General features: G+C 54.3%; 20 protein-coding genes. 6 read left to right on the plus strand and 14 right to left on the minus strand.

Translation table 11 applies throughout. From position 1 onward, the window contains the following. Positions 1 to 128: 128 nt before the first annotated feature. Entirely contained in the window at positions 129 to 1640 is a 1512-nt protein-coding gene (locus AACZ64_RS12440) for a Ppx/GppA phosphatase family protein (RefSeq protein ID WP_293614433.1), read from the plus strand. Between the two features lie 361 nt (positions 1641 to 2001). Next, positions 2002 to 3042, plus strand: a complete 1041-nt coding sequence (locus tag AACZ64_RS12445; RefSeq protein ID WP_293614432.1) for a methyltransferase domain-containing protein — start codon at positions 2002 to 2004, stop codon at positions 3040 to 3042. 24 nt (positions 3043 to 3066) lie between these two features. Here the strand turns inward: AACZ64_RS12445 and hemW are convergent, their stop codons facing one another. Together hemW and AACZ64_RS12455 are read right to left on the minus strand one after the other, a co-directional pair. Continuing rightward, a complete protein-coding gene (gene hemW / locus AACZ64_RS12450; protein WP_293614431.1) occupies positions 3067 to 4221 on the minus strand; it encodes a radical SAM family heme chaperone HemW in 1155 nt (384 codons plus the stop codon). Positions 4222 to 4341: 120 nt separating this feature from the next. Continuing rightward, on the minus strand, positions 4342 to 5376 hold the full coding sequence (locus AACZ64_RS12455; RefSeq protein ID WP_293614430.1) for a lipid A deacylase LpxR family protein: 1035 nt from the start codon (positions 5374 to 5376) through the stop codon (positions 4342 to 4344). A gap of 120 nt (positions 5377 to 5496) precedes the next feature. Between AACZ64_RS12455 and AACZ64_RS12460 the strand changes: the two genes are divergently transcribed. After that, the gene (locus AACZ64_RS12460) at positions 5497 to 7374 is read left to right on the plus strand and encodes an MFS transporter (RefSeq protein ID WP_293614429.1); all 1878 of its coding nucleotides are present in this window, start codon (positions 5497 to 5499) and stop codon (positions 7372 to 7374) included. Positions 7375 to 7432: 58 nt separating this feature from the next. Beyond that, entirely contained in the window at positions 7433 to 8701 is a 1269-nt protein-coding gene (locus AACZ64_RS12465) for a dicarboxylate/amino acid:cation symporter (RefSeq protein WP_293614428.1), read from the plus strand. Between the two features lie 39 nt (positions 8702 to 8740). Here AACZ64_RS12465 and AACZ64_RS12470 read toward each other — a convergent pair whose 3' ends face one another. The 4 genes from AACZ64_RS12470 to AACZ64_RS12485 form a co-directional block, all read right to left on the minus strand. Beyond that, positions 8741 to 10015, minus strand: a complete 1275-nt coding sequence (locus AACZ64_RS12470) for an inorganic phosphate transporter (RefSeq protein WP_339640270.1) — start codon at positions 10013 to 10015, stop codon at positions 8741 to 8743. A gap of 29 nt (positions 10016 to 10044) precedes the next feature. Beyond that, on the minus strand, positions 10045 to 10725 hold the full coding sequence (locus tag AACZ64_RS12475; RefSeq protein WP_036858928.1) for a TIGR00153 family protein: 681 nt from the start codon (positions 10723 to 10725) through the stop codon (positions 10045 to 10047). Between the two features lie 98 nt (positions 10726 to 10823). Further along, positions 10824 to 12896, minus strand: coding sequence for an ATP-dependent DNA helicase RecG (gene recG, locus AACZ64_RS12480; protein WP_339640273.1), 2073 nt, complete (start codon positions 12894 to 12896; stop codon positions 10824 to 10826). After that, positions 12893 to 13825 (minus strand): hydrogen peroxide-inducible genes activator, encoded by a 933-nt coding sequence (locus AACZ64_RS12485; protein ID WP_293614425.1) that lies wholly within the window; start codon positions 13823 to 13825, stop codon positions 12893 to 12895. Before AACZ64_RS12485 ends, recG begins: the two co-directional genes overlap by 4 nt. 65 nt (positions 13826 to 13890) lie before the next feature. Between AACZ64_RS12485 and AACZ64_RS12490 the strand changes: the two genes are divergently transcribed. Continuing rightward, on the plus strand, positions 13891 to 14754 hold the full coding sequence (locus tag AACZ64_RS12490) for an NAD-dependent epimerase/dehydratase family protein (RefSeq protein WP_293614424.1): 864 nt from the start codon (positions 13891 to 13893) through the stop codon (positions 14752 to 14754). Between the two features lie 8 nt (positions 14755 to 14762). Here the strand turns inward: AACZ64_RS12490 and AACZ64_RS12495 are convergent, their stop codons facing one another. From AACZ64_RS12495 to AACZ64_RS12515, 5 genes are all read right to left on the minus strand, one after another. Further along, positions 14763 to 15146: a RidA family protein gene (locus AACZ64_RS12495; RefSeq protein WP_293614423.1), complete on the minus strand. Its 384-nt coding sequence runs from the start codon at positions 15144 to 15146 to the stop codon at positions 14763 to 14765. A gap of 18 nt (positions 15147 to 15164) precedes the next feature. After that, the gene (locus AACZ64_RS12500; RefSeq protein ID WP_293614422.1) at positions 15165 to 17267 is read right to left on the minus strand and encodes a bifunctional (p)ppGpp synthetase/guanosine-3',5'-bis(diphosphate) 3'-pyrophosphohydrolase; all 2103 of its coding nucleotides are present in this window, start codon (positions 17265 to 17267) and stop codon (positions 15165 to 15167) included. Between the two features lie 19 nt (positions 17268 to 17286). Then, on the minus strand, positions 17287 to 17574 hold the full coding sequence (gene rpoZ / locus AACZ64_RS12505) for a DNA-directed RNA polymerase subunit omega (protein ID WP_293614421.1): 288 nt from the start codon (positions 17572 to 17574) through the stop codon (positions 17287 to 17289). A gap of 108 nt (positions 17575 to 17682) precedes the next feature. Continuing rightward, on the minus strand, positions 17683 to 18300 hold the full coding sequence (gene gmk / locus AACZ64_RS12510) for a guanylate kinase (protein WP_293614435.1): 618 nt from the start codon (positions 18298 to 18300) through the stop codon (positions 17683 to 17685). A 177-nt stretch (positions 18301 to 18477) separates the two neighbouring features. Then, positions 18478 to 19341 (minus strand): YicC/YloC family endoribonuclease, encoded by an 864-nt coding sequence (locus AACZ64_RS12515; RefSeq protein ID WP_293614420.1) that lies wholly within the window; start codon positions 19339 to 19341, stop codon positions 18478 to 18480. A 120-nt stretch (positions 19342 to 19461) separates the two neighbouring features. Between AACZ64_RS12515 and rph the strand changes: the two genes are divergently transcribed. Then, the gene (gene rph, locus AACZ64_RS12520; RefSeq protein WP_293614419.1) at positions 19462 to 20190 is read left to right on the plus strand and encodes a ribonuclease PH; all 729 of its coding nucleotides are present in this window, start codon (positions 19462 to 19464) and stop codon (positions 20188 to 20190) included. Here rph and AACZ64_RS12525 read toward each other — a convergent pair. From AACZ64_RS12525 to proC, 3 genes are read right to left on the minus strand one after another with little or no spacing between them, the layout of a single operon-like run. Beyond that, positions 20187 to 20486 (minus strand): DUF167 family protein, encoded by a 300-nt coding sequence (locus AACZ64_RS12525; RefSeq protein ID WP_293614418.1) that lies wholly within the window; start codon positions 20484 to 20486, stop codon positions 20187 to 20189. The genes rph and AACZ64_RS12525 overlap by 4 nt on opposite strands. Further along, a complete protein-coding gene (locus AACZ64_RS12530; protein WP_293614417.1) occupies positions 20486 to 21073 on the minus strand; it encodes a YggT family protein in 588 nt (195 codons plus the stop codon). Before AACZ64_RS12530 ends, AACZ64_RS12525 begins: the two co-directional genes overlap by 1 nt. A 22-nt stretch (positions 21074 to 21095) precedes the next feature. Continuing rightward, on the minus strand, positions 21096 to 21917 hold the full coding sequence (proC, locus tag AACZ64_RS12535; RefSeq protein ID WP_293614416.1) for a pyrroline-5-carboxylate reductase: 822 nt from the start codon (positions 21915 to 21917) through the stop codon (positions 21096 to 21098). Positions 21918 to 21948 lie beyond the last annotated feature (31 nt).

Genomic DNA, 21948 nt, shown 5'->3' on the forward strand with positions numbered 1-21948 from the left:
AACACAGGTTGACTCAATCCCGGCCTTCAGACTCATTTAGGGATTGGAAAATACTATCTTCCGGACGGCGATCTGATGGTGCCGACTATAGTGCCGGTAGCCTTACTAAACCACAAGGAAAACCCGCATTGCAAAATTCCGTGGCAAATGGCCAGGGCAAGACGCTGGCAGCGATTGACCTCGGCTCGAACAGCTTTCACATGATTGTTGCCCGGGTGACGCAAAACGAAATGCGACCCGTGGAGCGTTTTGGCGGCCGGGTCCAGTTGGGTGCCGGTATGAAGTCAAACCGATTGGCCCCGGAGGCCATGGAGAGAGGACTCGCCTGCCTGGCACGTTTTCGTCAGGCCCTGGATACACTGCAGCCGGAACAGGTTCGGATCGTGGGAACCAACGCCCTGCGCGCCGCAAAAAATGCTCCACTCTTTATCAGGCAGGCGGAAGCGCTGATGGGTTATCCAGTGGAGGTGATTTCCGGTCGTGAAGAGGCCCGGCTTGTCTATCTCGGGGTGGCCCACACCCTTGCCGATGACGATAACTCCCGCCTGGTGGTGGATATCGGTGGTGGCAGTACGGAATTTATTATCGGCCAGCGTTTTGAAGCCAAATTGCGTGAAAGTCTGCATATGGGTTGTGTGACCTACCGTGATCGATACTTCCGGCAGGGGAAGATCTCGCCGAAACGGTTTGAAAAAGCCTACCGCGCTGCCTATCAGGAAGTGCTGAAAATTCGTAAGGCCTATAAAAACCATGGTTGGGATAACGGGGTGGGTTCCTCGGGCACCATGACCAGTATTGAAAAGTTGATTATTGACAAGGGCTGGGCCGGGGAAGGTATCAGTGCGGCCAACCTGGGGCGTTTGAAGAAGTTGCTGTTGCAATATAAGGACATCAATTCACTGTCGGAATTATCAGGTTTGAGCGAGCGCCGGCGTGGGGTGATTGTGTCGGGCGTTGCCATTACCTGTGCCATTTTTGACGCCTTGAATATTCAGCAGATACACACTTCCAGTGGTGCTCTCAGGGAGGGTGTCATCTATGAAATCATGGGTCGATTCGAACACGAGGATGTCCGGGAACGCAGCGTGATGGCTATGATGCTGCGATCGGAAGCAGATCAGCAAAATGCGGATCAGGTGGAGTCCATGGCCACTCTGCTATTCGATGCCGTGGCCGATGACTGGCAGCTGGATGAGTCTGACCGGCCGCTGTTGTGCTGGGCGGCCAGATTGCATGAAGTGGGTTTGAGTATAGCGCACAGTCAATTCCACAAGCATGGGCAATACCTTATCGAGCATTCAGACTTGGCGGGTTTCAGTAAACAGATGCAGCGGGAATTGGCGCTCCTGGTGCGCAGCCACAGGCAAAAGTTTCCGGCGGGTGAATTTGTCAGTTACGAAGCTGAGCAGCGCATCCGCTTAAAGCGTCTCTGTATCCTGCTGCGATTGGCCGCCCTGTTTAAGTATGTGACGCCAGTGGAGGGTAAACCGATGTTTGCCACGAAGGTCAAGGAGTCGGAAGTAACGCTCGCCTTTGATGCTGACTGGCTGGAGCGCCATCCGCTGACCAGTGCAGCACTGGCATCGGAGCAACGGTACCTTAAAAAAATTGGCTTTCAGCTGAAGCTAAGCAGCCGTTGAACCCATCGGCCAGTTTCCCCGGTAATTCTATCTGGCTGGCAGTTCGAGTAGCCCCTTTAGTGAGGTGGTTGAGAAAATAATACATGCATCAGTCGTATTTGTGCCGATTGATGCAGTGTTTTGCATGGCCAATATCGATCTGCTCTTCAGGTACACAGGCTTCCAATTTTACCGTTTGACAGGTTAATTCAGTTATATGGTTCAATAGGTTCGGTGCAACAAACAAGACAATCGCCTACTGTCTGTGACAAATTCCAGACAATCTGTAACAGCGGCAGGATTCAGGCATCCAACAAGAAGCCGTCGGCGTGGCTGAAATGATTGTCATTGATCACAGCATAGAGGCGAGCTAAGGAGTCCCATGTACGATATCGTCAAAGACTATTACGGCAGGGCATTGCAGGGTTCAGAGGATTTGCAGACGGATGCCTGCTGCACGGTGGATAGTGTTCCCGATGTCATCAAGCCGATCATGGCAAAAATTCACCCGGAAGTGAGTGGCAAATACTATGGCTGTGGCTTGATTGCCCCGGCGCTGCTGAGTGGTCTCAGGATCCTGGATCTGGGCAGTGGCTCGGGGCAGGATTGCTATGTGCTCTCCGCTTTGGTCGGTGAGACCGGTGAAGTGGTCGGCGTGGATATGACGGACGAACAGCTGGCTGTTGCCAACCGTCATATCGAGTTTCACCGGGAAGCCTTTGGTTTCAAAAAAGCCAATGTGCGTTTTATCAAAGGCTATCTGGAAAACCTCGACGAGCTGGATCTGGCCGATGCAAGTTTTGATGTGATTGTCTCGAATTGCGTGATTAACCTGTCCCCCGACAAGCGAGCGGTTCTGGCCCAGGCCCATCGGTTATTGAAGCCCAGTGGTGAGCTGTATTTTTCCGATGTCTATGCCGATCGTCGGGTTCCTGTCGAGCTGTCAAATGACCCCGTGCTCTACGGTGAGTGCCTGGCCGGGGCGCTCTACTGGAATGATTTTCTACAACTGGCCAAGCAGGTCGGTTTTGCCGATCCGAGACTGGTTGAGGATCGTCCGCTGAGCGTTGGCAATCCTGACATAGTTCAGAAAATTGGCCCGTTGCGTTTTTACTCGGCAACCTACCGGCTTTTCAAGCTGGAAAATCTCGAGCCGGCCTGTGAAGATTACGGCCAGTCAGTGATCTACAAGGGTACTATTCCGGGTTTAGAAAATCAGTTTTTACTGGACTGCCATCACCGAATAGAAACGGGAAAAGACTTTCCGGTTTGCGGTAACAGTTACCGGATGTTGCGGGAGACCCGCTTTGCTGAGCATTTTGAATTTTATGGTGATTTTCACTGCCATCAGGGTATTTTTAAAGGCTGTGGTATTGATTTGCCCTTTGGCAATGATCGCATTGATGTGTCGGGCTGTTGTTGAAAAATTTTTGAAACAAGCAGCAGATTATTCGCTGAAATAGCCCAGTACAGTGTTTAGAAACCGGTGGCCTTTTTTTGTCGTGACAATATGTGAAGGCGAATTTTCCAGCAAACCTGCGGCGATCAATCTTTCACAAATTCCATTGATTTTATTAAGAGAAATACCGGTTCTCTCTTCAAAATACAATCTTTCCACACCGTGGTTGAGACGCAGGGCATTCATCATGAATTCCAGTGCCAGTTCATTTTCGGGAATGTTTTTACAGCTGGCAATAAATGAATTTCCCCTGGCCAGATAATCCCCCGGGTTGCGTGTTTTTGCCGTGCGGGTAATGCGCTGCTCATCGGGTAGTGTGATCTTACCGTGCGCCCCGGCACCAATACCCAGATAATCGCCAAACTCCCAATAATTCCTGTTGTGCAGAGCAAATTTTTTCTCGCGACAAAAAGCAGAGACTTCATATTGGAAATAGCCGTTATCCGCCAATAATTGATGGCCGCTTTCCTGAATGCTATCGAGCACATCCTCAGCCGGCAGGGTGGGTGGGCGACGGTAAAACTCGGTGTTGGGTTCGATGGTCAGTTGGTACCAGGAAATATGCACTGGTGCGAGCTTGATGGCCTGTTGCAGGTCGGCTATTGCCTCCGCCTCGGTTTGTGTCGGCAGGCCGTGCATCAGGTCCAGATTGATATTGTCAAAACCGGCGGATTGGGCCATTGCTACAGCGGCGTGGGCATTTTCTGCCGAGTGGATCCGGCCCAGTCTTGTCAAGTGGCGATCATTAAAACTCTGGATACCAATTGACAGCCGGTTGACGCCGACATCGCGAAAACCATTGAATTTGGTCTGCTCAAAGGTGCCGGGATTTGCTTCCAGTGTGATTTCAATGGTGTCGTTAAAACCGAAGCGTCGTCGGGCAGCCTGAACAACCCTGCCGATACTCTCGGCGGAAAACAGGCTTGGCGTTCCCCCGCCAAAAAAAATGGAGGACAGGTTTCTACCCTGTGCATAGGGCAATTCTATCTCCAGCTCACGGATCAGAGCCTGGACATATTGGTCCTCAGGCAAGTGTCCGTCACTGGTGTGGGAGTTAAAGTCGCAGTAGGGGCACTTGCGGATACACCAGGGAATGTGGACGTAAAGTGACAGGGGCGGAAGACTGAGCGGGATATCGTGCATGGCGCAGATCTTAGCATTTCGCCTGCAAAGCTGTTTTATTTTTCTGTGTTGAGGCTCGAGGTAACCGGTTATGGCATTACCGCTTTCGCCAAATCGGTGTTGCTGTCCTGAAAAGAAAGCTTACCAGGAATAAGTAATGGATAGGGAACCGTACTGATGGGTATTGCGTTGCTCTTCAAATTCACGGGTTCGGAACACCTTTGCGTAGGACACTTTCCAGCCGGACAACAGAAAACTGAAGCCCACGGCGGCATCCCCCACCACGGGTCGTCGATCAACTCGATGGCTGTCTTCGAAGGTGTTGCCGTCCAGGAAAATATCCCGTGCCACTAATCGGGTATCAAAGGAAATAAAAGCATGCAGGCCACAGATGGGCAGACGACAACGGCGTCGATCGCCCCGTCCTGGCGCACTGTTGTCGCCACCGGGCCGTAGGGCGGCAGTGCCGAAGTCCTCAGGCAACTGCCAGCCAATCCGGTACTCGGCACCAAAATTAAGGTAGGTTGCCACATTGCCGAGGCTGCCACCGGCGTGAACAATGGCGTCTTGGTTTGGCCATTGTTTGGCCAGCTTGTAGCGCCGCTTGTGTTCATAGACTAACTGCAGCCCAAGCTCGTTTTCCAATTGGTGATCCCAGCCCTGAAATTTGTCGATATCGCGAATATCATGAATCAGATCCTGTGCATTTTCTGCCAGGGATGCGGGTCCCACCATGCCGACGTTGAGTTCAAGTGTGTCCAGCTGTTCCCGGTCGCGGATATGGTAAGCGAACCCGAGATAAAGGTATCCGGCATAGGGCCGGTCATCTTCAATCAGCGTGGAGATGTCTTTTTCACCCGGAGTAAAGATCAGTTGCCCGGCGCTGATCACCAGATTGCGCTGCAGGGTCTCCGCATCCTTCAGGCTGTGAAAAAACCGCAGTCGATGGTTTGCCTCCCTGACCCAATCGGGCAGATCAGGGTCTTTGAGGTAGGAGCTGAGATCCTGTGAAACACAGGAGAAGCGGATGCCGTTGGTGTAGTGTTGGTCTGTTTCACCAAACAGATCATTTTCGAGATACAGGTTGATGGTACTGCAAAAGCGCTCGTCGTCCCCCTCGGCACCGAGGCCAACGGTGGGAAATAGCACAACAAACAGTATCAGCAGGTGTTTCATGGTAATCCCGACAAAGCTTGTGGTTGATTATGTGCCGCGGTGGGGTGCTCGGGCAATGTCATTGAATAACACTGGGTGCAACGGCAATATGTCAGCCTGAGGAATAAAAAGGATGTGCGGGTGAGTAACAGCAGCAATGAACTGATGAAAGCCCGGCGGTTTCTGCCACTTTTTCTGACCCAGTTCTTTGGTGCCCTCAACGATAATCTGTTTAAAAATGCGCTTCTGGTGATGATCGTCAGTGCCAGTATCGCCGGGGCTGCCAATGTTAACACCGTCGTCAACCTGGCAGCGGGCCTGTTTATTCTGCCCTTTTTCCTGTTTTCTGCCCTCGCCGGCCAATTGGCTGACAAGTACGAAAAATCGCTTATTATCCGGCGTATCAAGCTGGCTGAAATCCTGATCATGCTGCTGGGTGCCGCGGCCTTCTGGTTCGGTGCTCTCTGGCTACTGTTGGCAGTGCTGTTTCTGATGGGCGCGCAGTCCGCGTTTTTTGGGCCGGTAAAGTACGCCATTTTACCCCAGCACCTCGGTGATGATGAGTTGCTGGCAGGTAACGCCCGGGTGGGCATGGGGACCTTTGTGGCGATTCTGGTTGGTACGATTGCCGGCAGCTTACTGGGTGGAACGGCCAATGCATACTGGTTGGTGGGTACTGTTGTAATCTGTGTGGCCCTGACGGGATGGTGCAGCAGTCGACAAATTCCGCTGGCTGAAGCCCGAGCTCCTTCACTCAGGATTGACTGGAATACACCCAGGATCAGCTGGCAGCTGATCAGGCTGGCCACTGAAAAGCAGTCTGTATTTCTGGCGATTCTGGGCATTTCCTGGTTCTGGATGTTGGGGGCCAGTTATTTGACCCAGATGCCCAATTTCACCATCACCGTGCTGCGGGGCACGCCGGGGGTCATTGCCCTGATACTTTCGGCCTTTACCGTTGGCGTGGCTGTGGGAGCAATGCTCTGTGGCCGATTGAGTGGTGCCCGGGTGGAAATTGGCCTGGTACCGCTGGGTGCTATCGGCCTCAGCCTGTTTGGCATTGATCTGTATTTTGCCGCCACCGGTTACGCTGCTGAGAGCCCGGTTGATGTCGCCGGTTTCATACTCCGTCCCGATGGATTGCGCGTGTTGCTGGATATAGCACTACTCGGACTCTTTGGCGGTTTGTATATCGTGCCACTCTACGCCATGGTGCAGGCGCGCACCGAGCCACAGCTGCGTGCCAGAATTATCGGCAGCAACAATATTCTCAACGCATTTTTTATGGTGTTGGCCAGCCTATTGGGCATTCTGTTTCTCGGCGCGGCAGGTTTCCGCATTGAGGAATTGTTCCTGGTGCTGGCGCTGATGAATATTGCCGTGGCGGTGTTTATTTTTCTGCAGGTGCCCGAGTTCACCATGCGCTTTCTGGTATGGCTGATAGGCCACAGCCTTTACCGGGTAAAACATCGCGGTCTGGAGCTGATACCACTGAAAGGCCCCGCCATTCTGGTCTGCAATCATGTCAGTTATGTGGATGCGCTGTTGCTGGCCGGTGCGGTGCGGCGACCGATTTGCTTTGTCATGTATAAACCGATTTACGAGTTACCGGTACTGAATTTTATTTTTCGCACTGGCGGTGCCATTCCGATTTGTTCAAAGGGTGAGGATCCGGCGGCCTATCAACGGGCCATGGAAATGATTGATGAGGCATTGAACAAGGGTCAGTTGCTCTGCCTCTTTCCGGAGGGCAAGCTCACCGAGGATGGCGAGATCGATACCTTTAAAAAAGGCATTGAGCAAATACTGGCCCGAAACCCGGTAAGGGTAGTGCCAATGGCACTACAGGGACTTTGGAAGAGTTTTTTCAGTCGCAGTCACGGTGGTGCATTCAGAAAGCCGTTTCGACCGGGCTGGCGGCAGGTGGCGGTGATTGCGGGTACCCCTATACCGGCCGAAAGTGCTTCAGTCGGCCGGTTGCAGGCCGAAGTTGCCGCATTGCGTGGTGAAAACAAATAACCATGGCTACCGGCTGCGATCCGGTGGACAGCAAACCCAACAGGGGCAGGGAACAGATATGGGAAAGTTAAAATTACACTGGCAGATGTTGATTGCGATTCTTGCTGCGGTCGTCATCGGCCTTCTGTTCGATATAAAAACCACCCTGCTGGGTGTGAGTCTCTACAGTATCTTTGACTTTATCGGGATGCTGTTTCTCAACGCGCTGAAGATGCTAATTGTGCCGTTGGTGATGTCCTCCATCATTGTGGGTATCGCCGGGCTGGGCGGCAGTGACAATCTGGGGCGCCTCGGTGCCAAGACCGTCGGTTTCTACCTTTGTAGCAGCCTGCTGGCAATCCTGATTGGTCTGTTGCTGGTCAATCTTCTGTCCCCCGGCGTCATTGACGGCGAGGCAGCGGGCAGCCGGCTCAATCTCAGCGAACCGGAGGCGGTTTCTTCCCAGTTGGTAGCCGTTGAGGGCCGGGGTGTCGGTGATATAACCGGGGTATTTCTGCGGATGGTACCGCCCAATATCGTCAAGGCAGCGGCAGATGGACAAATGCTGGGGCTGATTTTTTTCAGCCTGTTGTTCGGTGTGTTCATGACGCGTATCAGCAAGGAACCCGCGCAGACCCTGTTGGGTTTCTGGAATGGTGTTTACGAGACCATGATGGAAATCACTCTGTTCATCATGAAATTTGCACCGCTGGGCGTGTTGGGGCTGGTGGCCAAAACCATTCTGGCTACCGGGTTTGATGCCTTCCAGCCGTTGATGATGTTTTTTATTACGGTTGTACTGGCATTGGCGGTTCATACTTTTGTGACCTTGGCGCTGGTGCTGCGACTCGCTGGCTTGAACCCGTTGAAGCATTACCGGGCCATGTTGCCGGCCATGCTAACCGCCTTTTCAACGGCCTCTTCATCCGGCACTTTGCCGGTGACGATTGAATGTGTGGAAAAAAATGCCGGGGTATCCAATCGCACCAGTGCCTTTGTGCTGCCGTTGGGTGCCACCATCAATATGGACGGTACGGCACTCTACGAGTGCGTCGCCGCTATCTTTATCGCCCAGGCCTATGGTCTGGAGCTCAGTTTTGTCACCCAGTTTACGATTGTGCTGGTGGCGCTGCTGACTTCGATTGGGGTGGCGGGGATTCCGTCGGCCAGTCTGGTGGCGATTACGGTCATTCTCGGGGTAATCGGCCTGCCGCTGGAAGCGATCGGCATGTTGCTGGTGACCGACCGTATTCTGGATATGTTGCGAACCTCAGTGAACGTTTTCAGTGATTCCTGTGGGGCGGTGGTCATTGCCAGAAGTGAGGGTGAGCAGGGCCTGCTCGTTTGATCAAAGCCCGACACACCGCCGGGCTTTCGGCTTCGCCCGTTAGCCGAAGATGCTCTTGATTACATAGAAGAACAGAATGGCCAGTCCGGCGCCGGCGGGCAGGGTCACTAACCAGGACATGAAAATCGTGCCGACGACGCGCAGATTGAGGGCTGCGATGCCGCGGGCCAACCCGACACCCAGTACGGCACCGACCAACGTGTGCGTCGTGGAGATTGGCAGGCCAGTGCCGGATGCCAGTACCACGGTTGCCGCCGCGCCCAACTCGGCGGCGAAGCCCCGGCTCGGGGTCAGCTCGGTAATTTTTTTCCCCACGGTGCCCATGACTTTGAAACCATAGGTGGCCAGCCCCAATATGATGCCAATCCCGCCAAGCAACAGAATCCAGCGCGGCATTGCAGCTTGTGCCTCAACAGCCCCCGAGTTGATCACGCTGACGACGGCTGCCAGTGGACCGACCGCATTGGCCACATCATTGGAACCATGGGCAAATGCCATGGCGCAGGCGGTGAAGATCATCAGCACGGCAAAAACCCGCTCCACACTGGCAAACCGGTTGTTTTTTTCCGCTGCTTCATCCCGTTTAACCCGTTGCAGTAGCAGGGTTCCCAGAGCCATGACCAGCAGGCCAATCACAATGGCAATCAGCGTGCATTGGCCGAAAGAGAGGCTGATACCCATGTCCCGGAAAACATATTTGACGCCTTTTAGCATGGTCACCATGGCAATCAGGAAGCCGACGGCAAACATATAAAAAGGGATAATTTTCTTGGCCCGCATAAACGGGTCGTCCTGGGTCAGGATAAGCTTTTGTACACTGCGAAACAGCATGTAAGAGAGAGCCCCCGCCAGCAATGGTGAGACGACCCAGCTGGCGACGATATTGCCCACCTTGCCCCAATTGACTGAATCCACAGAAATTCCCACGGCTGCAAAGCCAACAATGGCACCCACGATGGAATGCGTGGTCGAGACCGGCCAGCCCATGATGCTGGCCAACATCAGCCAGGTTCCCGCAGCCAGTAGAGCCGACATCATGCCGAAGACCAGGAGTTCCGGTGAGTTGGCCAGTACCGACGGATCAATGATGCCTTTGCGTATGGTGTCAGTGACGGCACCGCCCGCCAGATAGGCACCGGCAAACTCAAAGACCATGGCAATAAGTATGGCCTGTTTGACAGTCAATGCCCTGGAGCCCACCGAGGTGCCCATGGCGTTGGCTACGTCGTTGGCCCCGACTCCCCAGGCCATAAATACGCCAAATACACAGGCGAGGATAATCAATAACTGACCGTGTTCAGCAAGTAGGGTCATTGGTTTGAATTCCCGTTTTCTGGTTTTGGTTACCGGGCGAGAAGCAACTGTAGTTTGCCGCCCACACTCTGAGACAGATCGGCGACTTCGCCAATGATATCGATGACTTGATAAAGAAATATCACGTTGATCGGGGGTAAATCGAGTTCAAGTTTGAACAGATGATGCCGGATAGTCTGCTCGAGGTGATCACTTCTGTCTTCCAGCTTATCCAGGTCGTGGATCAGGTTTTCCACAAAGTCCACTTCCTTGCCGCTGAAACCGACTTCGAGCAGTTCATCGAGCTCATTGATGGCCTTGTGGGCCTGGCGGCAGGCTTCAATGGCCGACCCGACAAATTCGCTCATTTTTTCCTGCAGAGGTTCCGGGATTACCATTTTTCGGCCAAGCATCAGGCCGGCGATATCCTTGGAGCGGTTGGCAATGCGATCCTGCTGGCTGAGCATGTTAAGCAGATCGGTACGATCCATTGGCATAAACAGGCTCTTGGGCAATTGCAGACGAAGTTCCCGCTTCATAACATCGGCCTGATGCTCCAGGTCTGACATTTCGTCAAACACCTTGTCGGCCTGTTGCCAGTTTTCCGCAATCGCTGCAGCCAGAAAATCGGCGAGTTTCTCGGTACAGGAAACCACCACCGTCATATGGGCTTGCAGGGGACTGATGGGGGATTTGCCAAAGAGGTTGGAGAGAGGATTGCTGAAAACCATGAGATGTCCTCTGTTCGTTGTAGGGCGCGAGTATAAGAATCTGTCACATAAATGTCACATTTTTGCTCAAGTAAAATGACGAATGATTCAGTATGAACCTAAACCTGGCTGAAATGATCGGTTTCCCCCAGCCAGCGACGAATAATGGCGGACACCCGGTCGGGACTTTTTGCGAGCATCTTTTCGGCGGTGCTCCGGATTTTCGGTAGCATGTGGCCGTCGCGTTGCAGGTCAGCGATACGCAGCATAACATCGCCGGTTTGCCGGGTGCCCAGCACTTCGCCGGGACCGCGCAGCTGTAGATCTTTCTCGGCAATCTGAAACCCATCGTTGGTTTGTCGCATGATAGCCAAGCGCTGACTGCCAGCGGCGGAGAGTGGTGGGCTGTAGAGCAGGACACAATAACTTTCCGCCTGGCCACGGCCCACCCGTCCCCTCAGTTGATGCAATTGTGCCAGTCCTAATCGCTCCGGATTTTCGATGACCATCAAGCTGGCATTGGGCACGTCAACACCCACTTCGATCACTGTGGTGGCAACCAGTAGTTGGATTTCTCCCGCTTTAAAGGCCGACATGGTGGCAGCCTTTTCGGCCGGTTTGAGTCTGCCGTGAATGAGCCCAATAGGCAACTCGGGCAACAACAGGTGCAAGGCATCTGCAGTTGCTTCCGCAGCCTCCGCTTCGAGTAATTCCGATTCTTCAATCAGGGTGCAGACCCAATAGGCCTGGCATCCCTGCGCGCAGGCATTGCGCACCCGCTCTACCACCTCAAGACGACGCTGGTTGGAAATGACGACGGTGCTGACCGGTGAGCGCCCCGGTGGCAGCTCATCGATGATGGAGCAGTCAAGATCCGCGTAAGCGCTCATCGCGAGGGTCCGGGGTATCGGTGTTGCGGTCATCACCAGCTGGTGGGGGATCTGGCCATGCTGTCCCTTGTTGCGCAGGGCAAGACGTTGGTGCACACCAAACCGATGCTGTTCATCGATGATGATCAGACCGAGGCCGTGGAACTGGACCTGATCCTGAAAAAGTGCATGGGTACCGATGGCAATCTGAGCATCGCCAGTGCCGATCATGGCCAGCTGTCTTTCGCGGGCCTTGCCCTTGACTTTGCCCGTGAGCCAGGCGATTTGAATACCCAGTGGTTCCAACCATCGGGTGAAATTATTGCGGTGCTGCTCGGCCAGTATCTCAGTGGGTGCCATCAGGGCCACCTGCCGCCCACTGGCGACACATTGTAATGCTGCTATTGCGCTGACGACGGTTTTTCCGGAGCCCACGTCGCCCTGTAACAGCCGTAACATCGGACTGGGCTTCTCCAGGTCCTGCTTGATTTCCTGACTGACCCGCTGCTGGGCGTTGGTCAGCGGAAATGGCAGGGATTCCAGAAATTCCAACAGCACCGTATCATCCCCTTTCAGCTCAGGGGCCCGGTGTTGTCTGATGGCTTGCCGAAGCCGCAGTAAGCTGAGCTGGTGTGCCAGCATTTCTTCAAAAGCCAGCCGTTGTTGGGCCGGGTGTTCGCCACTGGCCAGCAGATCGAGTGGGGCATCGGCCGGGGGTTGGTGAAGAAATTTTATGGCGTCTCCCAGGGACGGAGCTGCGTTGTCCTGTTCAAGAAATTCTGTCAGTGATCGGTCGCTCAGTAGGGCAAGTGCCTGGTCAATAATGGTTCGCAACCGCTGTTGGTTCACACCCTCTGCAACGGGGTAAACCGCTGTCAGATGCTGTTGCAGCGGCTGTTTCGCCGGATTTTCGTCGAGGAATTGGTACTCGGGATGGTACATCTCAAGTCCGGTGCTGCCCGCACGGACTTCGCCAAAGCAGCGCAGCTTGCCTCCACGGGCAAGGTTTTGTCGCTGGGCCGTGGAGAAATGAAAAAATCGCAGAGTGATAATCCCTGTGTGATCCTGTACCCGGCAGATCAGACTGCGGCGTCGGCCAAAAGCGAAATCGCAACCGCGAATATCTCCTTCGATGACGACATCACTGTTGGGTTGAAGTGCACCGATCGGCGTAATTCGAGTGCGATCCAGATAGCGGATGGGTAAGTGGAACAGCAGGTCCTGGACACTGTGAATACGCAGTCTGGCCAGTTTCATGGCAAGTTGGGTTCCAACGCCCTTCAGGCGCGTAACCGGTAGCTGGTCAAGAACAACTTCGCTCATGCAGCACAGGGTGGGCAGCTGGGTAGCGAGTTCATTTTGATGGCTTCCCGCAGTGCATCGACTGCCTTGTGTCGTGGAAAGCTGGCCCGCCAGGCCAGTGCCACCGTTCGGCAGGGAACCGGATCCGCAAAAGGTCTGGTAATCAGTAACCCGTCTTTGTAGCCAGCGCCGATAGCTGCGGACTGCGGCAGAATGGTAATGCCCAGTCGGGAGGCGACCATATGACGCAGGGTCTCCAGCGAGCTGCCTTCGCTGTGGGTGCGAATCTGGCTCTGGGTTTCATCGAGGTGTTTGTTCAGGTTGGGTAAGGCCTCCCTGACCTGGTCGCCAAAGCAGTGGCCCTCACCAAGCAACAGGACATTCTCGTCGTCCAGATCGACGGGATGAATAGTTTTCTTTTTGCCCAGGGGGTGATCTTCGGGCATCAATACGACAAAAGGTTCAGAGAACAGTGGTTGAGTAACCACGTCGGGTTCAGTAAATGGCAGCGCCACGATAATCACGTCCAGCTCCCCCTTGCGCAGTCGCTGTCGCAGTGTGGCGGTAAAGCCCTCTTCTACCACTAGCGGCATTTGCGGCACAGCCTTTTGCAATGCCGGAATGAAGTGTGGAAACAGGTATGGGCCAATGGTAAAGATAGCACCCACATAGAGTGGTGCCTTGAGCTGGTCTCTGCCGGCTGAGGCAATATCCTTGATGGACGCGCTTTCCTCCAGCACCCTTTGTGCCTGGGCAACCACCTGCTCGCCGATGGGGGTCGGTCGCACGCTGTTCTTGGAGCGTTCAAAAAGATCAACCCCGAGTTCCTGCTCGAGTTTTTTGACGGCGATACTCAGTGTGGGTTGACTCACATGGCATAACTCTGCCGCCTGGCCAAAGTGTTGCTGTTGTGCCAATGTGACGATATAGCGTAATTCCGTTAAGGTCATACGATGGTACTCCTGCCACTAACTACGCCAATAATAGCCAAAGCAAATTAAAAAAGGAAAGACGATTGAAAGTATTATTTATTGGTTGTGGTGACATCGGGGTTCGTTGCATTCACAGGCTGCAGATGCTGGAGGGGTGGACAGGCCTGGCGATGCGTCGCCATCCGGATCGGCTGCCTGCGACAATTCCATCGGTAACGGGAGATATTTGCGACACCCCTCATCTCACTGAGTTGCTGCGTACAGCCGGTATTGATGCCATTGTCGTTACGCTGACGCCGGGAGAGATGAGTGACGAAGGATACCGGGCCAGTTATGTGGCGGGTGCCGAGTCGCTGGCCAAGGCGATTCGAGACAGTGGCTGGTGTTCTGGACCGGTGCTCTGGGTGTCCAGCACGGGGGTTTATGGTCAGGGTGGGGGTGAGTGGGTTGATGAATTATCGGATACTGTTCCGGCATCCTATCGTGGTAAGCGCTTACTTCAAGCCGAGGGGTTGATTGGCAGATTGCCAGTGCCCGCTGTAGTGATTCGTTACGCCGGTGTTTATGGGCCCGGTCGGGGACGTATGCTGGCGCAGATACACAAAGGGGAGCTGGCGCCACCAAAACCAGTTCAGTGGAGTAATCGCATTCATGCAGAGGATTGCGCCGGGGTGCTGGTGCATTTCCTACAGCGCTACCGGGACGATAGGCCGCTGCACAGCCTCTATCTTGCAACGGATAACGAACCTGCGCCTCTCTATGACGTGCATCGGTGGCTGGCAGAGCAATTGGACATAAACATGACTGATACTGTTACAACAGCCAGTGCCGGCCGGGCCGGTAATCGGCGTTGTAGCAATCAACGTCTGCTAGAAAGTGGCTACCGGTTTCTTTACCCCACTTTCAGGGAAGGCTACGCTGCGCTGATATCCGAATCGCCGGAGTAGGCGGCTTTTCAGATGACCATAATACCGTCCATTTCCACGCCAACCCCTTTGGGCAATTCCTTGACACCAATGGCCGCCCGCGCTGGGTAGGGTGCAGTAAAATAGTGGGCCATGGCTTCATTGACAGAGGCAAAGTTGCCCATGTCAGTCAGGAAAATATTCAGTTTGACAATATCTTTTAGAGAGCCGCCAGCTTCCTCGCAGACGGCGGCCAGATTTTTGAATACCTGGTCGATTTCTGCGGAAATCCCCCCTTCCACTACCTGCATGCTCTCGGGGTCGAGTGGTATCTGACCTGACAGGTAAACGGTGTTACTGACTTTTATCGCCTGGGAGTAAGTGCCTATGGCGGAGGGAGCATTGTCCGTACTGATGACGGCTTTATTTAACATGGGTTTGTCCTCTAAGGATTAATTCTTGGTGCGATAAACGCGTTGCACCTGTTTCAAGTTGCGAATTTTACGCATCACATTGGCCAGGTGAATACGCCCTTTGACATCAATCACCAAGTCCACGACGCTGGAGTGGGCATCTCTCTCCTTGATGCTGATTTGCTGAATCGTGGCTTCGCTTTCGGAAATGCGTGCAGCGAGTGCGGCGATGATGCCCCGCTCGGAAGTCAATTCCACTTTGAACTCCACCGAAAAGTCTCCCTTGACCCTGGGAGACCAGTTCAGCGCCATGCACTTTTCGACATTGGTGCGAATTTCATTGAGGTTTTTACAGGACTCACGGTGTACCACAAGGCCCCGGCCAGGGCTGAGATGGCCGAGAATCGGATCGCCGGGAATCGGGTGGCAGCAACGGGCATAACTGATGATGAGCCCGTCGCTGGTGTCGATCATAATGGGTGATTCAAATTCCTCGGGGACGTAAGTCTTACGCATTGAGGGTGGCGCCATCAGATTGGCAACGCCGTAGGCAAGACGGTTGCCGAGACCAATTTGCTCCAGAACTTCTTCAAAATTGGCGGCACCGGTTTCAACCAGCAGACGCTTGATCCAGGATTTTCGGATATTTTTATAGTTGCTGCCAAAAGTCTCCAGTGCCCGGTCGAGTAGGCGTTTGCCCAGATCAACGGATTCTTCGTGCTGCTGATGTTTCAGGAAGTGGCGGATGGCACTGCGGGCTTTGGCCGTCACGACAAAATTCAGCCAGGAGGGATTGGGCTGCGCATCCTTGGCGTTGATGATGGTCACTTTGCAGCCACTTTCCAGGGGTTCGGAGAGGGAGGTTAGCTGTCCGTTAATTTTGCTGGCTACACAGGTGTTGCCCACATTGGTATGAACTGCGTAGGCAAAGTCGACCGGCGTCGCCCCCGAGGGCAATGAAATAATCTGGCCGCCTGGCGTGAAGACATAGACCTCATCGGGAAACAGGTCAGCTTTAACGTGTTCGATAAATTCCAGTGAATTCCCCGCCTTTTGCTGGATTTCCAGCAGTCCCTGTACCCAGCGACTGGTTCTGGGGTTTCCTTCCTCGCGTGACTTGTAAAGCCAGTGGGCGGCGATACCGAAGTTGGCCATGGCATCCATGTCCCGGGTTCTGATCTGCACTTCGATAGGCACCCCGTGCATGCCGATCAATACCGTGTGCAAGGACTGGTAGCCGTTTACCTTGGGGATGGCAACATAATCTTTAAACTCACCGGGTACCGGTTTGAACAGATTGTGGATCACGCCCAGCGTGCGATAACAGTCATCCACTGTCTCCACCACGATGCGAAAGGCAAAGACGTCCATGATATCGCGAAAGGATTTTCGTTTGATCTTCATCTTCTGGTAGATGCTCCAGAGATGTTTCTCCCGACCTGTGACCTCGGCAGAGATCAGCTCCTTGTCGAGACGAATTTCAATGCTGTCCTTGATTTCTTCAACAATGTGCTTGCGATTGCCGCGAGCGGATTTGAGCGCCACCCGCAGGCGCTGATGGCGCATCGGGTACATCGCCGCAAAGCCGAGATCCTCAAATTCCACACGAATATCGTTGATCCCCAGTCGCTGGGCAATGGGGGCGTAAATGTCCAGAGTCTCCCTGGCGATCCGCCGCCGTTTGGCTGCGCTGAGCACTTTAAGGGTGCGCATGTTGTGGAGCCGGTCAGCCAGTTTCACCAGCATAACCCGGATATCCCTGGCCATGGCCAGGGTCATTTTCTGAAAGTTTTCTGCTTGCTGCTCGGCTCGGGAAGCAAACTCAATTTCAGTAAGCTTGCTCACACCGTCCACCAGCTCAGCGACGGTGGAACCAAAGCGCCCAGCGAGGTCTTCCTTGCTGACGCCGGTATCTTCAATGACATCGTGGAGCATGGCCGCCATCAGGCTTTCTGCATCAAGATGCATGTCTGCGAGAATGTTGGCGACAGCGAGGGGGTGGCTGATGTAGGGTTCGCCGCTCTGGCGCAACTGACCTTCGTGGCAGCCAGTCGCGAACTGATAGGCGTCGAGAATAGCCTGGACTTCTTGCTGTTCGAGGTAGGAGGAGAGCTTGTTGCTTAGTGCATCAACGGCTTGCAAGGCTTCCCCCGGTCACGGTTTACTCGGTTTCAGGGGCTACTGGTAGCTCGGGAGCTGAGGTATCTTCAAAATCACCATATTCCAACAGCATTTCTTCGGGTTCTTCTTTCTGCTTCAGAATGCTTGCATCAATGAAACCCTCTTCAATTTCGCGCAATGCCATGACGGTGGGTTTGTCATTTTCCCAGGGCAGATTTGGTTGCTTGCCACCGACAGCGAGCTGGCGTGCCCGCTTGGAGCTGACCATGACCAGTTCAAAGCGGTTCTCCACATGATCAAGGCAATCTTCGACAGTGATACGGGCCATATTTGATTCCGTTTCTTTATTTAAGTGGGATGTTATTGATTGACAATCTGTGTAGACAAAAAGCCGCGGCAATGCCACGGCGACTTCCAGTTTACAAAATTGCGGGTATCAGGACAACAAATCCTTGAGTAATTTGCTGTTGCGCTGGCGCTGAGCGCCCAGTTTCAGTCGGTGACTGATGATAATTGACAGGAGTTCCGTCAGGGCCGTGTCGAAATGGTCATTAATCACCAGAAAGTCCGCTTCCGTATAGTGGGACATTTCCAGTTGCGCCTCTGCCAGCCGTTGGCGAATGATGGCGGGCTCATCCTGTCCGCGACCGTTAAGACGTTGTTCGAGAATGGCCAGTGACGGCGGCAGGATGAAAATGCCGATACAGCCGGGGATCAGACGACGGATTTGTGCAGCACCCTGCCAGTCAATTTCCAGGATAACATCGAGCCCTTGGGCGAGTGTTTGTTCTACCCAGCTACGCGACGTGCCGTAATAGTTATTGAATACCCTGGCATGTTCAAGGAACGCATTTTCCCTGAGCATGGTGCTGAACGTTGCCTGATCGACAAAGTGATAGTTGATACCGTCTTGCTCGCCGGGTCGCATTGGTCGGGTGGTGTGGGAGATGGAAACACAGATGTCCCGACACTGCTGTAAAAGCGCATTTACCAGGCTGGTTTTTCCGGCACCGGAAGGTGCTGATACCGTGTACAGAGTACCTGTTGTCGACATTGATATCCGATGCTCCACCAGTTTTTTGGTCGCTGCAGGTTGGTGACGCATCACCAGATTTGAAGGTTGCTACAATAACGTAATCGCGCATTGACTGCATCAGAGAGGCGGCGCTTTTATTGAATTATCGGCGGGTGTGTGACCAGTATCGCGGCATCAGGCCAAGAGAACCGCTGCTTATTCAATATTCTGGATCTGCTCGCGCATCTGTTCGATCAGGACTTTCAGCTCGATCGCTGCGTTGGTGGTATCAGTGGCAATGGCTTTTGAGGACAGGGTGTTAGCTTCGCGGTTGAGTTCCTGCATGAGGAAGTCCAGGCGCCGGCCAATCGGTTCCTGGCGTTGCAACACCCGGCGGATTTCACCCAGGTGGGTATCCAGCCGGTCCAGTTCTTCGTCCACGTCGGCCCGTTGTGCAATCAACACCAGCTCCTGTTCCAGTCGGTTCTGATCGAGATCGGTGCTCACCTCTTGCAGTCGGTCAATCAGCTTCTGGCGCTGGGCGGCCAGCAGTTCCGGCAATCGCGATCGCACGGTAGCCAGCTGCACGGCAATGCCGTCCAGTCGCTGTTCGACCAGTTCACCGAGTTTTCCACCTTCCCGTCGACGGCCCTCCACCAGTTGATCCAGTGTCTCTTCAAACAATCGCAGCAGTGTGTTCTTGAGCTCCTCCCGGTCGATCTCGGGTTCACTGAGCACCCCCGGCCAGCGCAAGATGTCCAGCGGTGAGATTTTTGCGGGATCAGCCATCAGGCGGGCCAGTTGTTCGCTGGCGGTAATATATTGCTCTGCCAAGGGTTGATTGATGGCTACTTCACCGGATTGTTTGGCGATATTGAGTTGCAGGGTGCAGTCCACCTTGCCACGTTGCAGGTGTTTTCGGGTCAGTTCGCGCAGGGTCGCTTCAAGATCCCTGACGGTTTCCGGCATTCTGAAACCGGTTTCCAGATAGCGGTGATTGACAGAGCGGATTTCCCAGGCGGCGGTGCCCCAGTGGCACTCGATACTGTGGCGGGCAAAGGCAGTCATGCTGCTGGGCATGGGAATCTCCGGGAGAAGGGTGGAATTGACGATCTATGGTAACACGGCGCCACATACGGTCGACAATTCGGTTAGAATGCCAGCCTCTTTTCTACTTCAAAATACTACAGGAATTTTTCCATGTCCCGACCCAGTGGCCGTCGTCCCGAGCAGCTCCGTGCTGTAAAGCTCACCCGCAGTTACACCCGGCATGCAGAGGGATCTGTCTTGGTGGAGTTTGGTGAAACCAAAGTCATTTGCACCGCCAGTGTCGAGTCCTCTGTACCACGCTTTCTGCGCGGCAAGGGGCAGGGTTGGGTGACCGCTGAATACGGTATGCTGCCCCGTTCCACCGGTGAGCGTATGGCCCGCGAGGCGTCAAGAGGGCGTCAGGGTGGCAGAACCCTTGAAATCCAGCGCCTGATTGGCCGCTCACTGCGGGCGGCCATGGATTTGAAGGCGCTGGGTGAGCATACCATTACGGTGGACTGTGATGTGATTCAGGCCGACGGTGGCACTCGTACCGCCTCTATCACCGGCGCCTGTGTCGCGCTTGCCGATGCAGTTAGTCACTTGCAGGAGCGCGGTAAAATCAAGACCAATCCCCTGACCAATATGGTGGCGTCGGTTTCGGTAGGCATTTATAAGGGTGTGCCAGTGCTGGATCTTGATTACGCAGAAGATTCGACGGCGGAAACAGACATGAATGTGGTCATGAACAGCAGTGGTGGTTTTATCGAAATTCAGGGCACGGCTGAGGCGGCACCGTTTACCGAAGGAGAACTGCAGGAAATGATGTTGCTGGCCAAGCACGGTATTGCCGATTTGGTCCGGGTGCAGAAAATGGCGCTGGCACACCCAGGCGGTTAAATCTCTGGCCGCTCAATAGCTGCCCTGTCGGGCAGCCGGGTCGGACTTTCAATCCGCAATGTTTTTTGTCTACCGGTCTCTCCCTGCAGCAGGCTGACGGCGGATTTGGGTGTGCCGAACCAGCGGCTGACCAGGGCAATCAAATGCTGGTTGGCCTTGCCATCCACCGGCGGTGCGGTAATCCGGATCTTCAGACGGTCTCCCTGAAGTCCGACAATTTCATCTTTGGACGCTCGTGGTTGCAGCCGGCAGTGCAACAGCAGACAGCCCTCTTGCCACCGGTAGTGTTCTCCCATCAGATGCCGGGCACAAGGCCGGAGGGCACCTGCAGTGACCTGGCTGCACCGTGCACAAAAATCTGCAGCATATTGATCACCAGAAACATGAAAATGGGTGATAGGTCCAGGCCACCCAGCGGCGGGATAATCCGCTGAAAGGGTGCCATAACGGGACGAATCAGCTGGTTTAGCAGTGTCAGCGCGGGGTGATTGCTCTGTGGTGCCACCCAGCTGACGATAATGACGATCAGCAGACCGTAGAGATACAGGTTCAACACAAGATAAATGGCGCCCACCGCGCCCCAGGCCAGGGCCGACAGAATGTTCATCATGCCGAGGCCGTTGATCGAAGCGGTAAGCTGAATTACCAGCCATTGGCATAGCAGCGCCAGCGCGATGCTGGCCAGATCAAAATGCCGATAGGTGGGAAACAGCTTGCGCAGGGGTTTGCTGGGCAAATGGGTGGCCTTCACCAGGAACTGGGAAATCGGATTGTAGAAGTCGGCATGGGAGAGCTGGAGGAGAAAGCGCAGCATCACCACCGCCAGGTAAAAGCTGCCGAGGGATTGAACCAGAAAAGTGCCGGCCTGGGTAAATGTACTCATAGGTTGCCTTGTTTTTTGACGGTTAGTTTGCCAGTTCGTCGGCCATCTCTGCTGCGCGTTTCACCGCGCTATTCATTGCCTCACGAAACAGTGTTTTCAGATTGCCGGCTTCGAAAGCCTCTATAGCGCGCTCCGTCGTGCCGCCGGGGGAGCTGACCCGCCGCCTCAATTCGGCGGCATCAACATCGCTGCTGATGGCCATTTTTGCCGCCCCAAGGGCAGTTTGCAAGGTGAGTTGCCGCGAAACTTCCGGCGACAGTCCGAGCTCTTCGCCGATTTCCTGCATGATTTCCATGATCAGGAAGTAATAGGCGGGACCACTGCCTGAAACTGCGGTCACGGCATCAATCTCTGCTTCTGTCTGCAACCAGCAGGAAGTCCCCACGGCATTGAGAATATCACTGGTGAGCTGTTTTTGATCGTCGGATACCTGCCCGTTGGCAAACAGGCCGGCGGCACCGGTCTGAACCAGTGACGGCGTGTTGGGCATACAGCGAACAATCGGCAGGTCGGCACTCAGCCACTGCTCCAGTGACGCCATGGATATCCCCGCTGCAATCGAAATAATCAGAGGTCGGTGACCCAGAGCGCCGGTGATTGTTTCGGTCACGGTTTTCATGACCTGTGGTTTTACGGCCAGCAGAATGACCTCGGCTTTGGCTGCAGCGGCCATGTTATCGGTTGAGGTTTGAACGCCGAAGGTGCTGGCCAATTGCTGGCGGTTGGCCTCCAGTGGATCGGTGACAGTAATGGCGTCTGCCGGATAGCCTTTGGCGATGAGGCCACCAATCAGGCTGTTGGCCATATTGCCGCCACCGATGAAAGTCAGTGTGGGTTTGTTCACAGATGTTTCCTTAATCGAAAGGTTGTGGATG

The organism is uncultured Porticoccus sp., from assembly GCF_963975625.1.
Lineage (GTDB): Bacteria > Pseudomonadota > Gammaproteobacteria > Pseudomonadales > Porticoccaceae > Porticoccus.

Excerpts from the sequence above, each read along its gene's own strand:
- rpoZ (WP_293614421.1), bottom strand. The coding sequence starts at position 17,574 with ATGGCCCGTATCACTGTCGAAGATTGCCTTGATCATGTGGAGAACCGC.
- AACZ64_RS12485 (WP_293614425.1), bottom strand. The coding sequence starts at position 13,825 with ATGACCTTAACGGAATTACGCTATATCGTCACATTGGCACAACAGCAA.
- AACZ64_RS12530 (WP_293614417.1), bottom strand. The coding sequence starts at position 21,073 with ATGAGTACATTTACCCAGGCCGGCACTTTTCTGGTTCAATCCCTCGGC.
- AACZ64_RS12495 (WP_293614423.1), bottom strand. The coding sequence starts at position 15,146 with ATGTTAAATAAAGCCGTCATCAGTACGGACAATGCTCCCTCCGCCATA.
- AACZ64_RS12470 (WP_339640270.1), bottom strand. The coding sequence starts at position 10,015 with ATGACCCTACTTGCTGAACACGGTCAGTTATTGATTATCCTCGCCTGT.
- AACZ64_RS12445 (WP_293614432.1), top strand. The coding sequence starts at position 2,002 with ATGTACGATATCGTCAAAGACTATTACGGCAGGGCATTGCAGGGTTCA.
- gmk (WP_293614435.1), bottom strand. The coding sequence starts at position 18,300 with ATGTCGACAACAGGTACTCTGTACACGGTATCAGCACCTTCCGGTGCC.
- AACZ64_RS12465 (WP_293614428.1), top strand. The coding sequence starts at position 7,433 with ATGGGAAAGTTAAAATTACACTGGCAGATGTTGATTGCGATTCTTGCT.
- recG (WP_339640273.1), bottom strand. The coding sequence starts at position 12,896 with ATGAGCGAAGTTGTTCTTGACCAGCTACCGGTTACGCGCCTGAAGGGC.
- AACZ64_RS12525 (WP_293614418.1), bottom strand. The coding sequence starts at position 20,486 with ATGGGAGAACACTACCGGTGGCAAGAGGGCTGTCTGCTGTTGCACTGC.
- AACZ64_RS12475 (WP_036858928.1), bottom strand. The coding sequence starts at position 10,725 with ATGGTTTTCAGCAATCCTCTCTCCAACCTCTTTGGCAAATCCCCCATC.
- hemW (WP_293614431.1), bottom strand. The coding sequence starts at position 4,221 with ATGCACGATATCCCGCTCAGTCTTCCGCCCCTGTCACTTTACGTCCAC.
- rph (WP_293614419.1), top strand. The coding sequence starts at position 19,462 with ATGTCCCGACCCAGTGGCCGTCGTCCCGAGCAGCTCCGTGCTGTAAAG.
- AACZ64_RS12515 (WP_293614420.1), bottom strand. The coding sequence starts at position 19,341 with ATGCCCAGCAGCATGACTGCCTTTGCCCGCCACAGTATCGAGTGCCAC.
- AACZ64_RS12455 (WP_293614430.1), bottom strand. The coding sequence starts at position 5,376 with ATGAAACACCTGCTGATACTGTTTGTTGTGCTATTTCCCACCGTTGGC.